Annotated in this window: 14 protein-coding genes; 7 read left to right on the forward strand and 7 right to left on the reverse strand. The window is 44.4% G+C overall.

Going from position 1 to position 15,573, the window contains the following annotated elements; all coding sequences use genetic code 11:
- Positions 1-61 precede the first annotated feature (61 nt).
- On the reverse strand, positions 62-2,221 hold the full coding sequence (gene pdsS, locus MZ182_RS08645; RefSeq protein WP_011789577.1) for a proteobacterial dedicated sortase system histidine kinase: 2,160 nt from the start codon (positions 2,219-2,221) through the stop codon (positions 62-64).
- Between the two features lie 32 nt (positions 2,222-2,253).
- Positions 2,254-2,946: a proteobacterial dedicated sortase system response regulator gene (gene pdsR, locus MZ182_RS08650; RefSeq protein WP_011789576.1), complete on the reverse strand. Its 693-nt coding sequence runs from the start codon at positions 2,944-2,946 to the stop codon at positions 2,254-2,256.
- A 275-nt stretch (positions 2,947-3,221) separates the two neighbouring features.
- Between pdsR and MZ182_RS08655 the strand changes: the two genes are divergently transcribed.
- Both MZ182_RS08655 and MZ182_RS08660 read left to right on the forward strand, forming a co-directional pair.
- Entirely contained in the window at positions 3,222-5,495 is a 2,274-nt protein-coding gene (locus MZ182_RS08655) for a marine proteobacterial sortase target protein (protein WP_248065921.1), read from the forward strand.
- Between the two features lie 12 nt (positions 5,496-5,507).
- Complete coding sequence (locus MZ182_RS08660; RefSeq protein ID WP_248065918.1) at positions 5,508-6,122, forward strand: class GN sortase; 615 nt, start codon at positions 5,508-5,510, stop codon at positions 6,120-6,122.
- Positions 6,123-6,189: 67 nt separating this feature from the next.
- On the opposite strand, the gene MZ182_RS08665 is transcribed toward MZ182_RS08660, so the two are convergent.
- Positions 6,190-7,215, reverse strand: a complete 1,026-nt coding sequence (locus tag MZ182_RS08665; RefSeq protein WP_011789573.1) for a GGDEF domain-containing protein — start codon at positions 7,213-7,215, stop codon at positions 6,190-6,192.
- Positions 7,216-7,379: 164 nt separating this feature from the next.
- Here MZ182_RS08665 and MZ182_RS08670 point away from each other — a divergent pair, with 164 nt between their 5' ends.
- Entirely contained in the window at positions 7,380-9,002 is a 1,623-nt protein-coding gene (locus MZ182_RS08670) for a M28 family metallopeptidase (RefSeq protein WP_041420545.1), read from the forward strand.
- Positions 9,003-9,059: 57 nt separating this feature from the next.
- On the opposite strand, the gene MZ182_RS08675 is transcribed toward MZ182_RS08670, so the two are convergent.
- The 3 genes from MZ182_RS08675 to MZ182_RS08685 all read right to left on the reverse strand — a co-directional run bounded on the left by MZ182_RS08675 (position 9,060) and on the right by MZ182_RS08685 (position 11,712).
- On the reverse strand, positions 9,060-9,923 hold the full coding sequence (locus tag MZ182_RS08675) for a hypothetical protein (RefSeq protein WP_248065916.1): 864 nt from the start codon (positions 9,921-9,923) through the stop codon (positions 9,060-9,062).
- Between the two features lie 326 nt (positions 9,924-10,249).
- Positions 10,250-11,245 carry an ATP-grasp domain-containing protein gene (locus MZ182_RS08680; RefSeq protein WP_011789570.1) on the reverse strand — a complete coding sequence of 332 codons (996 nt, stop codon included), beginning with the start codon at positions 11,243-11,245 and terminating at the stop codon, positions 10,250-10,252.
- A gap of 20 nt (positions 11,246-11,265) precedes the next feature.
- Complete coding sequence (locus MZ182_RS08685; protein WP_011789569.1) at positions 11,266-11,712, reverse strand: DUF413 domain-containing protein; 447 nt, start codon at positions 11,710-11,712, stop codon at positions 11,266-11,268.
- Positions 11,713-11,820: 108 nt separating this feature from the next.
- On the opposite strand from MZ182_RS08685, the gene hdfR reads away from it, so the two are divergent.
- Positions 11,821-12,669, forward strand: a complete 849-nt coding sequence (gene hdfR / locus MZ182_RS08690) for an HTH-type transcriptional regulator HdfR (protein ID WP_248065914.1) — start codon at positions 11,821-11,823, stop codon at positions 12,667-12,669.
- A gap of 82 nt (positions 12,670-12,751) precedes the next feature.
- On the opposite strand, the gene MZ182_RS08695 is transcribed toward hdfR, so the two are convergent.
- The gene (locus MZ182_RS08695) at positions 12,752-13,123 is read right to left on the reverse strand and encodes a diacylglycerol kinase (protein ID WP_248065912.1); all 372 of its coding nucleotides are present in this window, start codon (positions 13,121-13,123) and stop codon (positions 12,752-12,754) included.
- 258 nt (positions 13,124-13,381) lie between these two features.
- On the opposite strand from MZ182_RS08695, the gene MZ182_RS08700 reads away from it, so the two are divergent.
- The 3 genes from MZ182_RS08700 to MZ182_RS08710 all read left to right on the forward strand — a co-directional run bounded on the left by MZ182_RS08700 (position 13,382) and on the right by MZ182_RS08710 (position 15,213).
- A complete protein-coding gene (locus MZ182_RS08700) occupies positions 13,382-14,311 on the forward strand; it encodes a DNA ligase (protein WP_248065910.1) in 930 nt (309 codons plus the stop codon).
- Positions 14,312-14,373: 62 nt separating this feature from the next.
- Entirely contained in the window at positions 14,374-14,847 is a 474-nt protein-coding gene (locus MZ182_RS08705) for a low molecular weight protein-tyrosine-phosphatase (protein ID WP_041408393.1), read from the forward strand.
- A 69-nt stretch (positions 14,848-14,916) separates the two neighbouring features.
- Positions 14,917-15,213, forward strand: a complete 297-nt coding sequence (locus MZ182_RS08710) for a hypothetical protein (protein ID WP_041408194.1) — start codon at positions 14,917-14,919, stop codon at positions 15,211-15,213.
- Positions 15,214-15,573: the final 360 nt, after the last annotated feature.

The following is a 15,573-nucleotide window of genomic DNA, read 5'->3' on the forward strand; positions in this document are numbered from 1 at the left end:
ATTTGTCGATAGGTTCTGCTCTAAAGGAAGCCTCACTTTGACCAAGGACCTACTTAATTTGTTAATTTAATGGCAGTGTGACTAGGATATCCACACCATCGTGTTCGCTACGGTTACGGGCGAGAATTTTGCCTTGATGGAACTCAGCGACTAGCCGCGCAATATATAAGCCTAAGCCGAGGTGCGGTTTATCTTGAGCCTGATTTATCCGCACTGACACCATAGAATCGAAAATCTGCTCCGACATATCAATTGGGAGTTCAGGCCCTAAGTTACTGATCAGTAATGTGGCTTGTTTACCTACTTGGGTGAGCGTCACTTCAATGGCGCTATCCTTGTGACAAAACTCAATCGCGTTGGCGATAAGCTTATCCATTAACTGAGCGATATATTCGGGTACGCCTTGCATCATCAGCGGCTGTTCTGGCACTTTTACGCTAAATCGTTGTTCAGGATAAGTGATTTGATACCCCTGCATACAACCGCTGATCACTTGAGACAGTGGAAACTTAGTGATATCAGCCTGCAATAAACTTTGCTCTAGGCGCGTTGCTTCGCTCATATTATTGAGCATCATGCTTAAGCGGCTCACGCCTTCCTGCGCGCGGTCGACATATTTTTGCGCATCTTGATCTAAGGTTTGCAGGTTTAAATGCTCAAGGGACGATCGCACTACGGCGACGGGGGTACGGAGTTCGTGGGAGAGGCGCGACGACATATTTTCCAAATAATGGGTGTATTGGCCTAGGCGTCCGACGATACTCGAAAAACTACGCGAAAGATCGCCAATTTCATCCCGAGCCTTTGACGGTTTAAGGTTATTGCGCACTCGACCTTGGCTGTCGATGGCATTTTCTGCCTCATCCCGCAGTTTGCGAATTCGGTTTGAAATACTCGAAGCAAAGAAGAACAGCGCCAGTGTGCCCATGCTCATAATGGTCAAGATCACGTTAAAGAGTTTTTCCAAGGCACGGTTACGTAGAGTACGAATACCGTGGGTGGTTTCTTCGGCAACGACGGCGCCCATCACATTGTTATCAATCCAGATAGGGCTCGCAGCGGCGAGTACTACCGCTTTGTTATCTGGGGTTAAGCGCCAAGTCGAGCTTTGCTGACCGGAGAGCGCTTTTTGGATATGGCTGCCATCAAGTTCAGTAGAATCCTGCAGCGAATCAATAAAATCCTTGGGTGGTTTTGTCAGAATTTTGTAATACAGGGGATGCAGATAATCCCGTTTAAAGCTTCCCCAGAGTGAGCCTGGTGTTTCATCTTCTAAGGTGCGGGTCCAGACACTGCTATTCGCGCGCAGATCTCCGGATTTCGCTAATACCCGCCCATGTTTGTCTACCACCCATACTCTTGAGCTATAGTGACTCATCCCTTTGATAATACTTTCAATTTCTGGTGATGGAACTAATACAGTGCCGAGTTTATCGACGGTGTCCAAGGCGGATGTACCCACAATTGCGGTGATGTCGCGATATTTACTGTCATTCACATCGGCAATGGCAAAGCCGAGTTTGCTACCGACCATATTAAGGGGAATACGCAGCTCAATATTGTAGCCCACATCGGTTGTTGCCCATTGTCCTTGGATACGCACTTCCGGGGTGACAGGCACCGTCAGCTTAGGATTAGCGGGTAATTCGAAGGCGCTGATCCAGCCTGGCTGAGTGGTGGCAACAATATAGCGTTTGAATTTATTGTCGGGTGACAATGTGGCGATGGATAAGTGATCATTTCTATCGACACTGAGGGCATTCTTGCCACGAAACACCACATTAGGGTCAACTACTTGGAAAAAGGCGTACAGGTAACCATCATATTGGCCGACCATATGGGTAAAACTTAAGGTTAAGGGTGTAGTTGGATCGGCGCGCATGATTTGATTCGCCTCTCCGTATTGGATAAATCTGTGCTGATATTCCTGCCACTCGTTAAGTTTTCCATCGAGTAATATTGCTCCCGCCAGTGGATAAGCGTAGAGATCGCGACTTTTTTCCACTTGCTTTAAAAAGCTCGCTTGGCCATCAAACAGCTTTGGGCGCTCGTGCAGCGCAGTTGCAAGCGCCTGTGTGGTTCCTTCTAAAGTACGTTCTTGACCATGGCGTAAGTACTTTTCCATCTCCCAAACATATTGATACCCAAGCCAAGGTAGGCAGAGTAAAAATAGGCTAAGGCCAATGACTTTTGTGCGTAAGCCGAAGGGAAAACGTGTCATAGGTTATACATCAAAGCAGATCCCATCATTACTTAGGCTAGGCTGTCCCAGCGGTAGCCCATGCCATAAACCGTATCGATACAATCAAATTCAGGAGCAGAGGCGATAAATTTTTTCCGGATCCGTTTCACATGGGAAGTGATAGTGCTGTCATCAACAAAGATTTTTGCCTCTTGCATTAATTCGTGACGGCTACGGACATGGCCAGGGTGTTTTGCTAACGCATGTACCATCCAAAACTCGGTTACGGTTAGTTCGATAGGATGCTGGTTCCAATAGACCTGCATGCGATTAGCATCGATGGTTAAGGGACCTCGTTCGAGTAGGTTTTCCTGTGGCGTTTGACTGGCGGCGAGTTCTGAACGGCGAAATAATGCGGCTAAGCGTGCGGTCAAATGTGGAAAACTCACCTCTTTACTTAGGTAATCGTCGGCACCTAAGCGCAGGCCGCACACGGTATCAAAATCGCTGTCGCGGGCGGTTAAAAAGATAATCGGCAAGGTGTTCGACATCGCGCGTAGGGATTGACACAACATAAAGCCACCATCGATCTCATTGCCTAAGCCAATGTCGATAATCGCTAAATCGGGTAATCGCGTATTAAAGGCTAACATAGCCGATGGCCTGTCGGCATAGGTTTGTACGCTATAACCGTGTTGCTGCAACACATCCTTGTAATTTTCTCGAATGGCGGCTTCATCTTCCACTATGGCGATACGCTTCATAGAGCCATATTCCTATTGACTTGGGGGATTAAGTTTTCGTGACTATACAGGATTTTACCTGAGAAAAAAGTGCCTAAATGCAATTGCCATTTTGTTGCCACAATTGATAGTTGCATTGCCATTTTCCATCCCTGCTCGTGCCATTCTAACTGTGTTTAATAGCCCCATTCAGTTTTGCACCCCGCATGTTGAGTTGTGGGTATCGATGCGAGTGCAAGCTCAACTAAAGATTAAATAGAACCAATATCCATACTTACAAGAAGGAAGCCTTTGTGATGGTCACAGGGAAAAGGATAAAAGAAGTCGTTGAAGCAGTCCTGATGGTTGTTGTCAGCATTGCTATTTTTTTGGGGTTACCATTTGCAGTCCTAGCATCGCCAAATACAGCAGTAACCTTATTTGGGCAACAAGATGCAACTCCTGCATTGGAAGTACACATTCCGCAGCAGCAACAAACATTAGATTACGATGATATTACTCAGGGGATGCTGTTGTATTTCATGCCAAATGGTGCCTTATTGCCTTCTTTACCCCTCGATACACAGGTGTCGATGCAAGTGTCAGGCTTAAATAATCGCGTTAGCGTGAAGCAGATTTTTACTAATAACACCGAATTTGTGTTAAACGGCCAGTATTTGTTTCCTTTACCAAACGAGGCCGCAGTCGATTCGCTACGTATGCACATAGGTCAGCGGGTAATAGAAGGGCAAATTCATCCCAAAGCTGAGGCTAAGCAGATCTTTCAACAGGCAAAAGCTGAGGGGAAACGCGCCAGTCTTGTCAGCCAAGAACGCCCCAATATGTTTACGACTGACGTGGCAAACCTTGCGCCAAATGAACAATTAGTTGTCGAAATTAGTTACCAGGAAAACATCAAATATGAGGATGGCCTATTTAGTTTGCGCTTTCCTATGGTAGTGGCGCCGCGCTATATACCAGGTTTCATCCACGATAAGGCTTCTGCCAATGACAATGCGGCTAACTCGCGTGTCACCAGTAGCGAAGTTTTTGATGCTGAACGTATCGTTGCGCCATTAAGAAGAGCCAATAGCAAACAAGATCCTGTGCTTAACGCCAATATTGAGGTGCGTCTTGCTAAGGGTGTTGATAAATCAACCATTGCAAGTCCTTACCATCAGATCAAACTGGATGAGCCGCATCACGGCATCATCAATGTATCACTTACCAATAGCGTGGTCGCAAATCGTGATTTTGTGCTGCAATGGCGTGCTAAACAAGGCATGAGCCCAATGGCTTTAGTCTTTAATCAGCAGGGCAAAACCCATGGCGATGGTGCTTCTGAAGATAACGTCTCTGAAAACCGCCAATCAGATGATCACTACAGTCTTGTGATGGTGTTACCACCCAAGACTGATGAACACGCGTTGTCCACATTACCCCGTGAATTAATTCTAGTAATTGACACCTCTGGCTCCATGGCGGGGGATTCGATAGTACAGGCCAAAAGTGCGCTTCTCTATGCGCTTAATGGATTAAAGGCTGAAGACAGTTTTAATATTATTGAGTTTAATTCTGAATTGACGCAATTATCGCCAACATCATTGCCAGCAAGCCAAACACATCTTGCCCGTGCAAGGCAATTTATTCATCGATTACAGGCTGATGGTGGCACAGAGATGGCGTTAGCACTGAATGCTGCCTTGCCTCGGGGTATAAACCGCTTGTCGGAATCATCTCAATCCTTGCGTCAGGTGATTTTTATGACTGACGGTTCGGTGGGTAATGAGCAAGCCTTATTTGATCTGATCCGTTATCAAATAGGTGAGAGTCGCTTGTTTACTGTGGGTATTGGCTCTGCGCCTAATTCGCATTTTATGCAAAGAGCTGCAGAACTAGGTCGAGGTACTTTTACCTATATAGGTAATGTGGATGAGGTTGAGCAGAAGATAAGCCAGCTGCTAAGTAAAATCCAATATCCAGTATTAACCGATATTAACGTGCGCTTTGACGATGGCGGGGTGCCTGATTATTGGCCATCACCCATCCCAGATTTGTACCGTGGTGAGCCTGTTGTTGTCAGCCTAAAACGCAGTGAGCGTGAGCCGCAGGAACTTGTGATTTCTGGTCGTCAGGGCCATAAAAACTGGCAACAGTCACTTTCGCTTAAAGATAGCCATGGTGGAGCCATTACCGAACCCGATGCAGGTTTAGATTTACTCTGGGCCAGAAAGCAAATTGCAGCATTGGAACTGAGTAAAAATGGCGCAAATGATGACAAAGTAAAACAGCAGGTTACGGCACTATCCATGAATTACCACTTAGTCAGCCCTTATACCAGCCTAGTGGCGGTAGATTTAACGCCTATTGATTCCAGCGCCATGACGCGTGATGCCGTTGTACGCCAACACTTACCCTTAGGTTGGAAACCCTTTGGTGTATTACCACAAACGGCCACATCGAGTCGTTTCGATATGCTACTTGGTGCTGTCACTTTGATATTAGCATTGCTGTTAGCAGGCTCAATGCTGCGTCAACGCCGCAAAGAGAGAACTGTCATTCTCGCTATCCCCTACAAACAAACATTATGAGCATTTAACCTTATGAGTAGACAGCAGACACGGCGAATTTTGCTAGTGGGATTGTTATTGCTCGGCGGTACATTGTTAGGAAAAGGACTCTATATGCAAGCTAAAGCACATTTCGCACAATATTTGATAGAACAAGCATGGACTAAGACTCTGGCCGATGGACAATCCCACAAACCTTGGTCATGGGCCGATACCTATCCTGTTGCTAAATTGTCTATTTATCAAAACCATAAATTGACACATTTTGATGAGATTGCCGCAAACGATAGCTTATATGTGCTTGCGGGAGCGTCGGGACGTAACCTTGCGTTTGGTCCAAGTTTAGTGTTATCCAGTGCGTCAGCAGGCCAAGTAGGGAATACGGTTATTGCAGGGCATAGGGACACGCATTTTACGATATTAAATGGGATGAGTGTTGGACGAAAAATATCCCTACAAACGGCTTCGGGAAAAGACATTCTTTACCAAGTAGTGGCAACGCAGGTTGTGCACGAGTCACAAACGGAGTTTATGGCACCTTCAGAAGATGAAAGGCTCACCCTTATTACATGTTACCCTTTTAATGACATTCAAGGCGGAGCCGAACTACGATTTGTGGTACAAGCCGTGCCCGTTTTATCCTCGTAAATCACCTCGTTTCAGCTAAGGCGTGATGATGTTTCAAGTGCTAAAGCCATCTGAAATATCAACACGCCTAGTTACTTATTGGCATCACCCGATTACGGCCGAGTCGTTTGGCTTCATAGAGTAACTTATCCGCCTTTTCAATCAGTTGAAGCCCTGTTTGTTTTTCTTGCCATTGCGCGACACCAAAAGAGGCACTGATATTATCGATGCGTTCATCTTTACGTCTGTCCTTTAAGCTGAGCTTTTCAAGCCCTCGGCGCATGGCTTCAGCCAATTGACGGGCAATGCGTAATTGGCTCTTAGGCACGAGAATGGCGAACTCTTCACCGCCAAAGCGGTACAGTTTAATTCCATCACGGCAGGATTCTTGTAAGCGCTTAGCAACGGCACGCAATACCTGATCGCCCATTTGGTGACCATAGGAGTCGTTAAACACTTTAAAGTGATCGATATCGACCAAAATGACGCAAGTCCCTTCGGGAGCTTGGGTTAGCATACCGCTGAAGTCGGCATCAAATGCGCGGCGGTTAAGGCACCCTGTGAGCGCATCGTAAAGTACATCTTTTTCCGTTTGTTCGAGTTTTTTCTTAAGGGCATCGATTTCCGTTTGTGCCTTTTGTAATTGTCCGGTGAAAAATTCAGTGCTAGAACGAATATTGTCGGATTCTTTTACTAAACTCCGCACTAAATCGAGTACTTGCTCGACACTAAAACCTTCATCTTCAATACGATGGAGTTTCTCAAAATTGCTCTCAATACGGGATTGAAACTCATGGGTATCAAGATTGGTGTCTTTGAGCGATTGCGAAAGCTCAGTCACCATGGCATCTAAATTTTGGCGCATTTCTCGTACGTCCAATTCGACGGGATCGGCCACATATTGGCGGTAGAGCAACTCACTACTCACTGGCGGACAGGTATTGTATTGCGCGATAACAGTATCAAGCTGCTCATTTAATGCTGAATTTTGCTCCCCGACATAGGTGTACCAGAGTGCATAATTCACAGGTGTCGTGGGAATTTTATGTTTTAGCATTAGCGGAACGGCTTTTTTTAAATTTAATGCGGCGGTTTGTAATAATTCTCGTGACATGCAGTGACCTTAATCAATAAAAACGACCAATAAGAGCGGTGGACTGAGTCGTTAGCGCCATTTATCGCTGATGTTAAACAGCATGCCACCGATGTAAAACATATCCCAAGAGATCCATCACAAGCTGTGATGTATATGATAAAGTTTATCCGCAAAATTAAATAATGATAATAACTTGGGAGAAAGTCGTGAAAAATTTCATCCTAGTCAGTGTTCTTAGCGCCTTGCTAACTGTACCCGCTGACGCAGCCACATCCTTTACCGATAGCCTAGATCTGACCCAGTACCGTAATGATGTGAAAACCCTCGCCAGTGATGCCTTTGGTGGACGGGCACCTTTATCTGAAGGTGAACAATTAACTTTAGATTATCTTGAAAAAGCCTTTAAAGAGATGGGGCTTAAACCCGCTTTTGGTGACAGTTATTTACAAGCCGTGCCTTTAGCTAAAATTAGCGCGGATCAAAATATGCAGCTTGATATTGGTGGCCTTAAATTGGCCAATGGCAGTGAATTTACCGCCAGAACCCAAAGGATTGCCGAAAAAGTCAGCTTAAAGAATAGTGATGTTGTGTTTGTGGGTTATGGCATTAACGCCCCTGAATACGGTTGGAACGATTATCAAGGCCTCGATGTAAAAGGCAAAACAGTGATCGTATTAGTCAATGATCCTGGTTTTGCTACCCAAGATCCAAACGTATTTAAAGGCAATGCGATGACCTATTACGGTCGCTGGACCTACAAATACGAAGAAGCGGCGCGCCAAGGGGCTGAGGCCGTGTTTATTGTGCACGAAACCGCGCCAGCAGCTTACGGTTGGGGCGTTGTACAAAACTCCAATACGGGCACTAAGTTTGCCTTGGTTGACACCAATAATAACCAAGGGCAAGTAGGTGTTATGGGCTGGGTGCAATATGAGGTTGCCCAGAACATCTTTGCCAAGGCGGGAATGAATTTTGATAACTTAAAACAGCAAGCGGCAAAACCCAATTTTAAAGCGTTGCCGCTTAAACTGCGGGCGACATTGACTTTAAATAATACTATCGAGCGGGCTGAGTCCCATAATGTGGCCGCGTTATTACCAGGAAAAACTCGGCCAGATGAAGTGGTGATGATGCATGCTCACTGGGATCATTTAGGCACTATCATTGAAAATGGTAAGCCAGAAATCCTCAATGGTGCGGTTGATAATGCCAGTGGTGTTGCTGGGGTCTTGGCTCTTGCTCGGTATTTTAAGCAACAAGCCGAAATCGCCCCCTTGGAGCGTTCGATTATTTTCAGTGCTTTTACCGCGGAAGAAACGGGTTTGATTGGTGCACAGCATTTTGCGCAACATCCGAGTGTCCCCACTAAAGACATCGTCGCATTCCTTAATATCGATGGAATGAACGTGGGACAGAGTGTTGATTATATTCTACGTTATGGTGACGGCGTTTCTGAGTTGGAGCAATATTTGGATAAAGCGGCCAAAGCCCAAGGTCGTCTAGTCAAAGCGGATCCTAGGCCACAAAATGGACTCATGTTTCGCTCTGACCATTTTGCACTAGCACAACAAGGGGTTCCTGGATTGTTATTTATGAGCCTTGGGGATACCGATCCCGATTATATTGCCCATAAATACCACCAAGGTGCGGATGATTACGATCCTAATTGGTCATTAGCTGGGGTAAGCCAAGATTTAGAGCTAATGGCGCAGATGTTAACAATGTTGGCGAATAGTCGTGATTGGCCCCGTTGGATAGAGTCGTCTGATTTTAAAGCTAAGCGCGAACAGGATGGCCGTAACTAATCGTTACTTCTACAGATTGAGAAGGGCGCATATGGCGCTCTTCTTTGAAATTACCCTTTAAAAGGTATAGCTCACTGAAAGCATCGGGCCTATAAAACTGTAATCAATATTGTAATCAGCAATTTTTGTGTCTTTACTGTCTGATTTTTGGGCAATATCGACGTCTACTTTATAGTAGTTGTAGGCCACACTCATACGCCAATTGGCCGTAATTTGTGCGTCGATACCGACCTTTATATCTATCAATTCACCTTTTATATCATTCAGAGTGATAGAGAAGTATTGGAAATGACTCGCTACTTTCCAACCGGCAATGAATTCATAGTTTGCATAGAGTCCTAAATTGGGTAATGGCGCAGTAACATTCTCGTCCACGATACGGGGGATTGCTTGGCTTGCACAAACATTGTTCAACAACTCGGAGGCATTACAAACGCCAATAACACCTTCAAACCCTGTTTTGATAAACATAGTGTGCAGGCCAATAGAAAGGCCAATATTGTAGTGACTGCCTTGGAAAACATCGTAACCATAACCGATACGTAGGATATCGATATTTAGGGTAGAATTAAGTTTGCCACCCATTTTGATATCGTAAATGGTATCGTTAATTTCAATCTGAAAGGGTTGACTTAGGGCTTGTGTTTCTGCGCTGCGGTGAAGTTGTTTCCAGTCTAGGTAGATGTTATGACGTTCGTTAAAGTGATAATTCCATTCAATAAAGGGTAAGAACTTATTTTCGGTTAATTGCAGATCAGACTCATAATCCAAAGTGTAATTACTCTCGGAAATGGGATTAGTCACATCCATGCGTGTGTCAGATTGTGAGTAAAAACCACCTAACTCGACAGTAAAATCACTCGCCTGCACTTGGGCACTTACAAGTGTCGCGATCAATAGTGGGCACGAGCGGATTAACATCACAAGCGTTACTCCAATATTTTCTTATTGTATTTGGCGCTAACATCAAACTTTAATGCCATAAAAAAGACATCCGGAGTGTATCAGTAATTTTTTGTGTGTGAACAAAATGTATTTATTTTTATGCTTTTTTGTGATGAAAGCCAAAGGTCGCACGCTTGCGCAACCGTTAACAGTAAAGTTGCGTTTAAGATCACAGCAAATAGTGAAGTAGAGCTGAGGTTTGCCAAAGGATAGAAATCAGGGGAGGTTAACTGGATTGATAGCAATCTGCGATGATCACATTGCTAATCATCGCAGATTATTAGAGTAAAACTTAATGGAGGTTATTTCGTCTTGAGTGATACGAGTTTTGCCTCGGGTGAAGTTGGCTCAGTCTGAGTCATCGAGCCATCAGTACTGCTCAAGTCATCTTTATTGAACATTCCTAGACGGATGCGAATAAAGTGTAAAATCTGCGCGGCAATATCGACATTCAAACAAGATTCTAACCCTTCAAATCCCGGAGATGAGTTTGCCTCACAAATTTTATAATGGCCATTATCAAATAAGAGATCGATGCCTGCTACATCAAGATCGAGAATATTTGCTGTTTGTGTGGCTAGCCATTCAATTTCAGGGGTTATCTGAAAGGGACGTGCCGAACCTCCAGCACTGACATTGGCTTTAAAACTGTCTTCCTGACCACGTCTTTCATAACAACCTGCGACTCTGCCACCGATAGTGAAGACCCGTAAATCGCGGCCATGGCTATTGGCAATAAACTCCTGCAAAATGATGTTAGCGTTTTTATTCGTCGCTTCAATCAATTGCATCAAGTCGTCAAATTCCCGTGCCTTATGGGATAAAAACACACCGCTGCCCTGCGATCCTGACAGCGTTTTTATCACCACAGGAAACCCTAAATGGCGTTCCACGAGATCGATATCGACTGGAAATTTAACCAACATGGTTTTGGGTGTTGGCAAGTTTTTCTCGGCCAGCAACTGCTGGGAGAAGAGTTTGTCTTTTACAATTTCGATCGCTTTAGACGGGTTAAGGCAATACACCCCTAAACGCTCTAAATGGCGAATAATGGCCAGGGCAAAATAGGTCGTCCCTGAACCCATTCTTGGAATGATAAAATCAGGCAGCTCAACGGCTTGCCCATTCAATAAAATACTCTTGTTATCTTCTCTAGTGACCGTAAGATCAAATTCATCAGGGGCGTAAACTGTTAGCTCTATATTGTCAGCCTTAGCCGCAGCCAGCAGACGCTCAATTTCATACCATTCAGGTTTTAGCTGAGTCGCGGTTTCTTTATATAAAATCCAACCGCGCATTTAGTCGCAAACCTTAATTTTCATGCTTTATCCTCGGGTTCAGGCTCATCCTGAACGTCATCTTCAATATCAACATCAAATATCACTTCTGGCTCGACTTCAGGCTTAGTTGCAGGCAAATGCACCGTACCAACCACGGCATAAAAAGGCTTACCTTGGGCGAGTTTGCGGTACTTTAACCAGATCTGCTCCAACAAGCTACTGGGAGCGATATTTCCTTTAGCGACTTCAACAAATTGTGCTTCGTCGGCAGTACAAGGAAGTGCCTTTCCTTCGGCGAGATTTTTCATTGCATGACCATGCAATTCAAGGAGTTCAGCCTCTTTACTGGTAAAGTCACCACTGCGTTTAAAGCCCTTGGGAAAGTTTGTATCGTCATAGAATCGTTTGTGCGATACAAAACTGGCAGCTGAGCCGTTAACCGTCTCAGAACCCTTGTTAGCGTTTGAAATAGACTGTTCAGACATGGCAGTTACCTTCTAGTTTTTGATAAACAAAGATTTGCAACTGGAGTATTGGCTAGTATTATTGATTTATAAATCAAAAAAATTTGCCAATGTTGGTCAAGAATTTTTATGGATACTGATTTACTCAAGACATTTCTCGAAGTTTCCCGTACTCGCCATTTCGGCAAGGCGGCTGAAAATTTGTATCTCACGCGCAGTGCGGTGAGTTTTCGCGTTAAGCAGCTCGAAGGGATACTTGGCGTTGCGTTGTTTGAACGGCAACGTAACAATATTCAACCTACGCCTGCCGGGGAGCGAATGTTAGGCCACGCCGAAGCCGTGTTAACCGCGTGGGAGCGTGCTAAACAAGATGTCTCCTTGAGTCAGTTACAATCGACTCAATTGGCAATAGGAGCGGGCCCCAATATTTGGGATGCGTACCTTCAAGGACATTTGCAGGATTTGCATATTGGCTTACCGGGTGTCGCTTTGCGCACGGAAGTATTGCCACTGACGGTAATGACTCGGCAATTGATGGATAGAACGCTGGATATTGCGATTTCCTTCGACCCACCCAAACTTGATCAATTTGAGCTAGTGCAATTAGGACAGATTAATTTATTGTTGGTGTCCAGCTTGGCCGATATGGCTGTCGATGGGGTATCTTCTGGGCAATATGTAAAGGTGGATTGGGGCACGGCTTTTAATATTATCCATGCGCAGGAATATGCCGCGTTGCCTGTTCCTAGCCTACATACCAGTTCTGCACGTATTGCCTTAGATTTTATTTTAAATAATGGTGGCTGCGCATTTTTACCCGAACATTTAGTGCAGCAGTTACTGCATAAAGGGGAGCTACACCTTGTACATGGAGCCAATGCCATTTCCCGTAGCGTGTATGTAGCCTATTGGGCTGAAAATGACAGGTTAGAGCAGATAAAACAGGCCATCACGTTTCTTATTGATGATGGGCTATAAATTAAAAAATGATTATAAATAAAAATGCCTTTAGTTTTTTAGCTAAAGGTATTTTTTATTAGCAGAGCACCAGATCAATATTTTAGATAAATAAGGGCGCTAAAATAATCAACCAAGTAATACCACACAGCGTCAGGCTTATAAATACTGCCGCCGATGCAATATCTTTAGCTTGGCCACTTAATGGATGAATTTCACTGCCGACGCGATCAACTACAGCTTCAATTGCGGAGTTTAATAGCTCAACAATCAATACGATAAACAGTGTAAAAATCAGCATTAGACGTTCAATAGTACTGATATCGACCAATAACGCGATAGGTAACATCACTAGACACAGTACTAATTCTTGTCTAAATGCGGCTTCGTGAGTCCAGGCCGCTTTTAACCCTTTCATCGAAAATCCAGTCGCTCTAAAAATACGCTTAATACCATGATTATTGGCTGGTTTCATTGTGTTTCCATTAACATTAGCTTATTGGTTGCTAAGGGGAGTCGTTCAAATAAAGCTGTTAAAATAGGCCTATAACATTGGGATATTTAAACGAATGCATAAAAGTGGCCGCAGTATAGCCCGAGTTGAAAACCGCATAAATAGTTAACTGTGCAAATTATCAGGATACCTCTAGGTGTTAGCGCTTATCCGCTAGCCATCTTGGAGACTTCAATCTAAGCTTGGTAATGGGACGTAATTCACCATAAGGACATGGGAATGACTCATACAAGCCAATTATTTCTTTTAATCTCTAATCCTTTCATTCTGTTGCGGTTATTATTAGTTTCCTTGCTGCTGGTATGTCTATCGGTTAATGCCAACTCCAGTGCGCCTAAGATCCAACTTGCCACAGATCTGACTGCCGACAAGACGAGTTATGATATTCGCGAGTTTTTAATCAGTGAAAAGTTAGATGGTGTTCGTGGATACTGGACTGGGCATAGGTTAGTCACCCGTCAAGGATATCCCATTAATGCACCCGTATGGTTTACTGCTGATTTTCCGGCAATTCCTATTGATGGAGAGTTGTGGCTTGGGCGAGGGCAGTTTGAAGCTATTTCAAGTTTAATCCGTCAATCCTCTCCCAAAGAGGACGCATGGCGTAATGTACGCTTTATGATATTTGACTTACCCAAAGCGGAGGGGAATTTTGAGCAGCGCTATCGATTGGCGATAAAGATGTTTGCAGGTAAATCTGCTTATATTGAGGTCATTGAGCAATTTCAGCTTGATAGTATTGAGGCTTTATACCAAAAACTCGATAGCCTTGTGGTTTTAGGTGCTGAAGGGTTAATGCTCCATCGCCGCAGTGCATACTATATTGCAGGCCGAAATCCAAACTTGATGAAGTTAAAACCCTACTTTGATGCAGAAGCTAAAGTCATTGCACATATTGCAGGTAAAGGTCAATTTACGGGACAGATGGGGGCATTAAAAGTACAAACATCCGATGGACGGATTTTTAGTATCGGCACAGGCTTTAGTCATGCTGAGCGTCAACATCCCCCCGCAGTGGGCACTATCATCACCTATAAATACCTTGGGCTTACCGTTAACGGTTTACCGCGGTTTGCCAGTTTTTTACGGGTAAGAACCGATATAGTCGAGTCCCCATTGGACGGCGGTGTTGACCGTTCTGGGCAATAAGCCTATATACCCTTGCCCATACGAACTAGGCTGCGAGTCTTAAAGGAAAACGAGTGTTAAAAATGCAATATAATTATCGGATCTTGATGGTATGTATGGGTAATATTTGCCGTTCGCCCACAGCAGAGGCCGTCTGTCGCGCTAAAATTCGTGAGCGTCACCTTAATATCGAAGTCGACTCGGCGGGAACTATTGGTTATCACCAAGGGGATAAGCCCGATAGCCGCGCTATTGAGGCTGGTAAAAAGCGGGGTTTTAGTTTCGAGGGCATGCGGGCGCGGCAGGTGGTGAATGCTGATTTTGAGCATTTTGATTTAATTCTAGCTGCGGATAATGCCAATTTGGCGGAACTGCTTAGCCGTTGTCCGGTTGAGTATCAACACAAGTTACAGTTAATGTTGTCCTATGCTGATACGCAAATAACGGAAGTACCAGATCCTTACTATGGCGGCGCACAGGGTTTTGAACTAGTGCTCGATCTCCTCGAGCAGAGTATGGAAGCTTTATTAGATCAATTGACCGAAAAGTTCCGTTAAGATGCGTATTGCCATTTACGGTTTGGGTTTTATGATAAGTTCGGGTAAATCCCCTTATGCGAGATGACGATGAAAGTAATGGATTCTGAAAACCGAGTATGGTTCCTTTTGGAGCATGAAGGTCGTTTGTACTTGAATGCAAATTGCAACATGAGTGCATTTGGCTATAGCTATATGATCCAGCTCAATGATCAGGAACTGCAAAATTATGAAGGTGGTGGCCGCGAGTATCTAAATAATCTTGCTCACGATATTCACTATTCTGTTCCAATCGCAAAAGACACAACGTCAATTTACAAAGGTCGTGAAGTTTCAAAACAGCTAGCTGGTTTAGCAACAGGAGCGATTAAAGCGTGGCGTGCTTAAAATCGGTTAACTCTAAAATGCCCCAAAGCAAGACAGTTGAGTTACGCGCATTACGCATTAATTGACATTGCTTCCCCAGTGACACGCCGTCTATTTCTTTTAAAAGAAGTATCCCAGAAGGCTCTTCTAAAACATCTCTGTTTTAGAAGGTCACAGGTGCAACAATGCCAATCTTAGGCAAGTTCTCTATTTCAAAGTCTGCCCTAAAAAGCTATTGTCCCAAACTAGCTGAGGGCTATCCGAGAGCTTTGTTGAAAAGAGCGTATGTTGACCAAATTTTAGTAATGTTACACAGTGGCTACTACAAAAGTGGCGATTCAAACAGTGGAAAGTGCACGCGTATTATAGAGAACTCCATTT

This window comes from Shewanella sp. JNE2, from assembly GCF_023159115.1.
Classification (GTDB): domain Bacteria; phylum Pseudomonadota; class Gammaproteobacteria; order Enterobacterales; family Shewanellaceae; genus Shewanella; species Shewanella putrefaciens.

Bases quoted from the DNA above. Each gene is read 5' to 3' on its own strand.
- pdsS (WP_011789577.1), bottom strand. From the start codon at position 2,221: ATGACACGTTTTCCCTTCGGCTTACGCACAAAAGTCATTGGCCTTAGC.
- pdsR (WP_011789576.1), bottom strand. From the start codon at position 2,946: ATGAAGCGTATCGCCATAGTGGAAGATGAAGCCGCCATTCGAGAAAAT.
- MZ182_RS08655 (WP_248065921.1), top strand. From the start codon at position 3,222: ATGGTCACAGGGAAAAGGATAAAAGAAGTCGTTGAAGCAGTCCTGATG.
- MZ182_RS08660 (WP_248065918.1), top strand. From the start codon at position 5,508: ATGAGTAGACAGCAGACACGGCGAATTTTGCTAGTGGGATTGTTATTG.
- MZ182_RS08665 (WP_011789573.1), bottom strand. From the start codon at position 7,215: ATGTCACGAGAATTATTACAAACCGCCGCATTAAATTTAAAAAAAGCC.
- MZ182_RS08670 (WP_041420545.1), top strand. From the start codon at position 7,380: ATGATAATAACTTGGGAGAAAGTCGTGAAAAATTTCATCCTAGTCAGT.
- MZ182_RS08675 (WP_248065916.1), bottom strand. From the start codon at position 9,923: ATGTTAATCCGCTCGTGCCCACTATTGATCGCGACACTTGTAAGTGCC.
- MZ182_RS08680 (WP_011789570.1), bottom strand. From the start codon at position 11,245: ATGCGCGGTTGGATTTTATATAAAGAAACCGCGACTCAGCTAAAACCT.
- MZ182_RS08685 (WP_011789569.1), bottom strand. From the start codon at position 11,712: ATGTCTGAACAGTCTATTTCAAACGCTAACAAGGGTTCTGAGACGGTT.
- hdfR (WP_248065914.1), top strand. From the start codon at position 11,821: ATGGATACTGATTTACTCAAGACATTTCTCGAAGTTTCCCGTACTCGC.
- MZ182_RS08695 (WP_248065912.1), bottom strand. From the start codon at position 13,123: ATGAAACCAGCCAATAATCATGGTATTAAGCGTATTTTTAGAGCGACT.
- MZ182_RS08700 (WP_248065910.1), top strand. From the start codon at position 13,382: ATGACTCATACAAGCCAATTATTTCTTTTAATCTCTAATCCTTTCATT.
- MZ182_RS08705 (WP_041408393.1), top strand. From the start codon at position 14,374: ATGCAATATAATTATCGGATCTTGATGGTATGTATGGGTAATATTTGC.
- MZ182_RS08710 (WP_041408194.1), top strand. From the start codon at position 14,917: ATGAAAGTAATGGATTCTGAAAACCGAGTATGGTTCCTTTTGGAGCAT.